The sequence below is a fragment of the Heliophilum fasciatum genome, assembly GCF_004341395.1.
Taxonomy (GTDB): Bacteria; Bacillota; Desulfitobacteriia; order Heliobacteriales; family Heliobacteriaceae; genus Heliophilum; species Heliophilum fasciatum.
On the sequence record NZ_SLXT01000057.1, the window covers coordinates 1 to 4,316 of the forward strand.

At 44.0% G+C, this 4,316-nt stretch carries 4 protein-coding genes; all 4 read left to right on the top strand.

Annotated elements, in window-relative coordinates:
• Window positions 1-194 precede the first annotated feature (194 nt).
• The 4 genes from EDD73_RS15510 (at window position 195) to EDD73_RS14510 (ending at window position 4,290) form a co-directional block, all read left to right on the top strand.
• Window positions 195-323 (top strand): hypothetical protein, encoded by a 129-nt coding sequence (locus EDD73_RS15510; protein ID WP_264672948.1) that lies wholly within the window; start codon window positions 195-197, stop codon window positions 321-323.
• A gap of 180 nt (window positions 324-503) precedes the next feature.
• Window positions 504-932 (top strand): site-specific DNA-methyltransferase, encoded by a 429-nt coding sequence (locus EDD73_RS14500; RefSeq protein ID WP_131921149.1) that lies wholly within the window; start codon window positions 504-506, stop codon window positions 930-932.
• Window positions 933-1,078: 146 nt separating this feature from the next.
• On the top strand, window positions 1,079-2,686 hold the full coding sequence (locus EDD73_RS14505; protein WP_243116949.1) for a site-specific DNA-methyltransferase: 1,608 nt from the start codon (window positions 1,079-1,081) through the stop codon (window positions 2,684-2,686).
• Window positions 2,686-4,290 carry a DEAD/DEAH box helicase family protein gene (locus EDD73_RS14510; protein ID WP_131921154.1) on the top strand — a complete coding sequence of 535 codons (1,605 nt, stop codon included), beginning with the start codon at window positions 2,686-2,688 and terminating at the stop codon, window positions 4,288-4,290. The genes EDD73_RS14505 and EDD73_RS14510 overlap by 1 nt, the downstream gene beginning before the upstream one ends.
• Window positions 4,291-4,316: the final 26 nt, after the last annotated feature.

A 4,316-nucleotide genomic window follows, 5' to 3' on the forward strand; every position in this document is an offset into this window, starting at 1 on the left:
TCAGGCCTAATCCAAGTTGGAATAAATCGATGTTTTTCATATCCTAATTTTACCCTATTTTACGACTCGTTACCCACACGAAACAGCGAAGAGCCAACCTTAAGTATAGAATTATCTATATTAAAGTATCCTTCTAAGCTATTATCAGCACTTATGTGCTATACTAATTGCACCAACAGTGCAGGAGTATCGCAATGCTCGACGATAGGGACTACAGCGCGGACGGTTTTCACGCAACTGACGCGGACTTTACCGATAACTATATCGACGCTGAGCCGTCCTATCAAGACGAAGGTTTTTATGATGGAATACCTCGGATTTAGAGAGAGTGTATTTAGGGAGCGCCCGTTTGCTGACATTTCTGGATGAATTTATATTTAGCGACTCGCTCACGGCAACCGCTCTACAAATCGGCAGTGCCGTATCGATTGATCCCGTGAAAGAGAGCGGAGCGGTGCCGAACAGGCAATGTATATCATCAAAGCGAAGAGGAGCAAGAAAACATGGCTAACTTTTTAGAAATACTGGTGGAAGTGCTTAAAGCGGACGAGCGTTTCTTTACGAAAGATGGGACACTGCTTCGCAACAAAGTTTATGAATCTGCCATGAATATGGATGCTGGGCTTATCGGGTTGCTTCTTGGCAACGACAACACGAAAAAGCGCTTCTTCGCGGAGTTGAACGGCACGTTCGTCTTCGATAAAGTTGGTTTTGGATGGGTGGTAAACAACCGCCAGTTTCTGCCCGATAGCTATACACGCTTTAAAAATCGAATAGGCTTGACTAATTCTCGCGATGAAATGATAGCATCCTCCATTCGTGTTCGGTTAACCAAGTTTGCCCAAATGAGAACACGTACCCCATCTGTTGATTTCGTTAATGCCCTAAAAAAACCGAAAAAAACAACTCCGATTTACAACATTTTCCGATGATTGTTGCAATTATAATGAAAATACCCACAATATGGGGTGACCTCCCACCTTGGGATCATCATGTGGCATTTTCAACGTGGTGAATTCATTGAATAAATTTTACCATAATTGGTTAACCGATCACGGATGTAGCATCCTCCAACGAGGTGGTTCTTTCGTTTCCCTATAAGGACTGTCTCCTTGAAGGTGGACAGACGAAAGACGACCAGAAGCGCGAAGAGATTTTCTATAACGCTACCCTTGCACCTGATGAAGTGGACAGACTACTTTACCCGAAGGTTCTGATCAACGCTCAGAGATATTTTTATAACGGAACGGTTGATATAACTGGCAATCCAGTCGGAGGAGAAAATACTGTCTCGGCTGCTCCCACAACCGAGTTTACTGATAACGATAATCTTATAATTAAAGGGAACAACCTCATTGCTATTGCGTCTCTATTGAAGCGATATGAGGGCATGGTAAAGTGCATATATATTGATCCTCCATATAATACAGGAACAGATGGTTTTAATTATAATGATAGATTTAATCATTCCACTTGGCTTGTTTTTATGAAAAATCGTATAGAGTTGGCATGGAGACTATTATCTTCGGATGGATCTATATGGATTACCCTTGATGACAAAGAAGCTCCTTATATGCGTGTCCTTTTGGATTCTATTGTTGGAAGAAATCACTACATAACCGCCATAACATGGCAACATTCGGATAGTAGTAATAATAATGCGGAGGTATTTTCTGAAGATTACAATACGATACTCGTATATGCAAAAAGCGAGAAGTGGAAACCTAAGTTTTTGAACGATCCTGAAAAGCGGAAACATTACAAAAATCCAGACAATGATCCCCGTGGTCCTTGGTTTGATGGCGGCGATGTAAGTAATCCTGGATTGAGGCCAAACTTACAATTTGATATCATCACACCCAGCGGTAAAACAATTGCGCATCCGGCAAATGGTTGGAGATGGTCTCGTGAGACGATGGATAAAATGTTTGCCACAGGTGAATTGCGTTTTTCTGAGGATGAAACCCGAGTAATTAAGCGGCGCTATCTTGCAGATATGGCTGGCCTGCCACCCTCTAATTTATGGATAAATCTTAAAAGAACAGGCCATACGAGAGCGGCAAAATATGAGCAAAAAGCACTGTTCCCAGGAGTGGCACCGGCATTATTGTTCTCAACACCAAAGCCCGAGTTATTGTTAGACTATATATATGACTTGGCAACTGATGAGGGGGACCTGGTTCTTGACTTTTTCATGGGTTCTGCTACTTCTCAAGCAGTCGCATTAAAAAAGCATAGAATTTTTATTGGTGTTGAGCAAATGGATTATGTAGATACTTACTCAATACCACGATTGAAAAAGGTCATTGAAGGCGAACAAGGTGGAATCTCAAAATCTGTTGATTGGCAAGGCGGCGGTTCGTTCATTTATTGCGAGTTAGCGAAATGCAATCAACGTTTCGTCGACGAAGTATTAGAGGCAAAGATAGACACCGACTTGTATGACCTGCTTGAGCGTATCCTCTCAACGGGATTTATCAGCAGCAAAGTAAACCCCACTGAGATTGCCGGAGCTTCTTCCGAATTTGAGACACTGCCCATTGAGGAAAAGAAGCGCTTTATTTTGGAGTTGCTCGACAAAAATATGCTCTACGTGAACCTCTGCGATATGGACGATGAGGAGTACGCCATAAGCGATACGGATAAGGCTTTTACACGTAGCTTCTACGGATTGGAGGACAAGTGATGTTCCTTTTTCAGCAAATGGACTCCATCCGCGATTTTTCGCCGATTGCCTATAAGGAATTGCCGGACATAATCCAGCAAAACCTCAATCCGGCGTTCGAGTTGCGCCCTTATCAGGAGGACGCATTTCGCAACTTCGTCACGTTCTTCGAGAGCGACAAATGCCCGAATCCGACGCAGGTGTTGTTCCACATGGCGACCGGAAGTGGTAAAACGCTCATCATGGCGGGACTGATTGTGTACCTCTATCGGCGGGGATACCGTAACTTTCTCTTTTTTGTGAACCTTGACAACATCGTCAAGAAAACCAAAGACAACTTTCTTAACGCAACTTCGGCAAAGTATCTGTTCGCCGAACAGATCGTCATTGATGGCGAAACGGTTAAAATCAGCGAGGTGAACAACTTTCAAGGCGCAAGCCCGGATGCTATCAACATCTGCTTCACTACCACACAAGGGCTTCACTCGGATATGTGGTTTCCAAAAGAAAACGCACCGTCTTTCGATGACTTCGCTGATTCTAAAACTGTCTTGATTGCCGACGAAGCGCATCACCTCAACGTGGATACGCGACGCGGCAAAATGGATGCTACCGAGGAATCCTTACGCCAGAGTTGGGAAACGACGATTCGCCGTATTTTCAAAGCAAACCGTGAAAACATACTGCTTGAATTCACGGCCACCTGCGACTTGCAGAACCCGTTCATTTTGAGCGAATACGAGAACAAGATTATATTTGACTACCCGCTCCGTAAATTCCGCGAGGAGAAGTATTCGAAGCAGGTACGGGCAATTCGAGCTGACATTGGATACACGGACCGTATGCTGACGGCATTGATGTTCAGCCAATACCGCTTGAAGGTGTTCCAAGATCATCGGCTCTACATCAAACCCGTGGTTCTGTTTAAGGCCAAAACCATCGCTGAGAGTAAGAAATTTGAACAGACCTTTTACGAAATGATTCGAACACTTACTGGTGCGACTCTGGAGCGCATTGTGTCGGCTTCTCCGCTTGCTGAAGTTAAGCGTATGGCGGAATACTACGCCGCCAAGGATATCGACTTTGAGGAATTGGCACAGGAATTACGAGAGGAATTCAACCCAGACCATTGCATCTCGGTCAACGACGATAAAGAAGCGAACGAACGTCAGATTATACTCAATTCTCTCGAAAGTAGAGATAATCCATATCGAGCTATTTTTGAGGTTAAGAAACTGGACGAGGGTTGGGATGTTCTGAACCTGTTTGATATTGTGCGCCTTTATGAAACTCGCGATGCTTCCAAAGGAAAACCTGGGGCAAACACTATTGCAGAAGCCCAGTTAATTGGACGTGGTGCAAGGTATTGCCCGTTTGTCATCGAGGATGGCGATGAGAAATATAAGCGAAAATATGACGCTGACATAGAAAATCCACTTCGTGTCTGCGAAGAATTATACTATCACTGCCAATATGACAGTCGCTATATTGATGAGTTGAACAAAGCATTGATTGCCACGGGTATAATGCCTGAGAGCCAGACCGAAGTGCGCTATATGAGTCCGTCCAGGAACCCAATGGAACCAAGTATGGTATCCGTTGAAACCGTGTTTTTTCCAAATTAATCAAGAAAATAGCCGCAAACCGTACC

What these genes read in the sequence shown, in the direction of transcription:
- EDD73_RS15510 (WP_264672948.1), top strand. Translation starts at nt 195, where the DNA reads ATGCTCGACGATAGGGACTACAGCGCGGACGGTTTTCACGCAACTGAC.
- EDD73_RS14500 (WP_131921149.1), top strand. Translation starts at nt 504, where the DNA reads ATGGCTAACTTTTTAGAAATACTGGTGGAAGTGCTTAAAGCGGACGAG.
- EDD73_RS14510 (WP_131921154.1), top strand. Translation starts at nt 2,686, where the DNA reads ATGTTCCTTTTTCAGCAAATGGACTCCATCCGCGATTTTTCGCCGATT.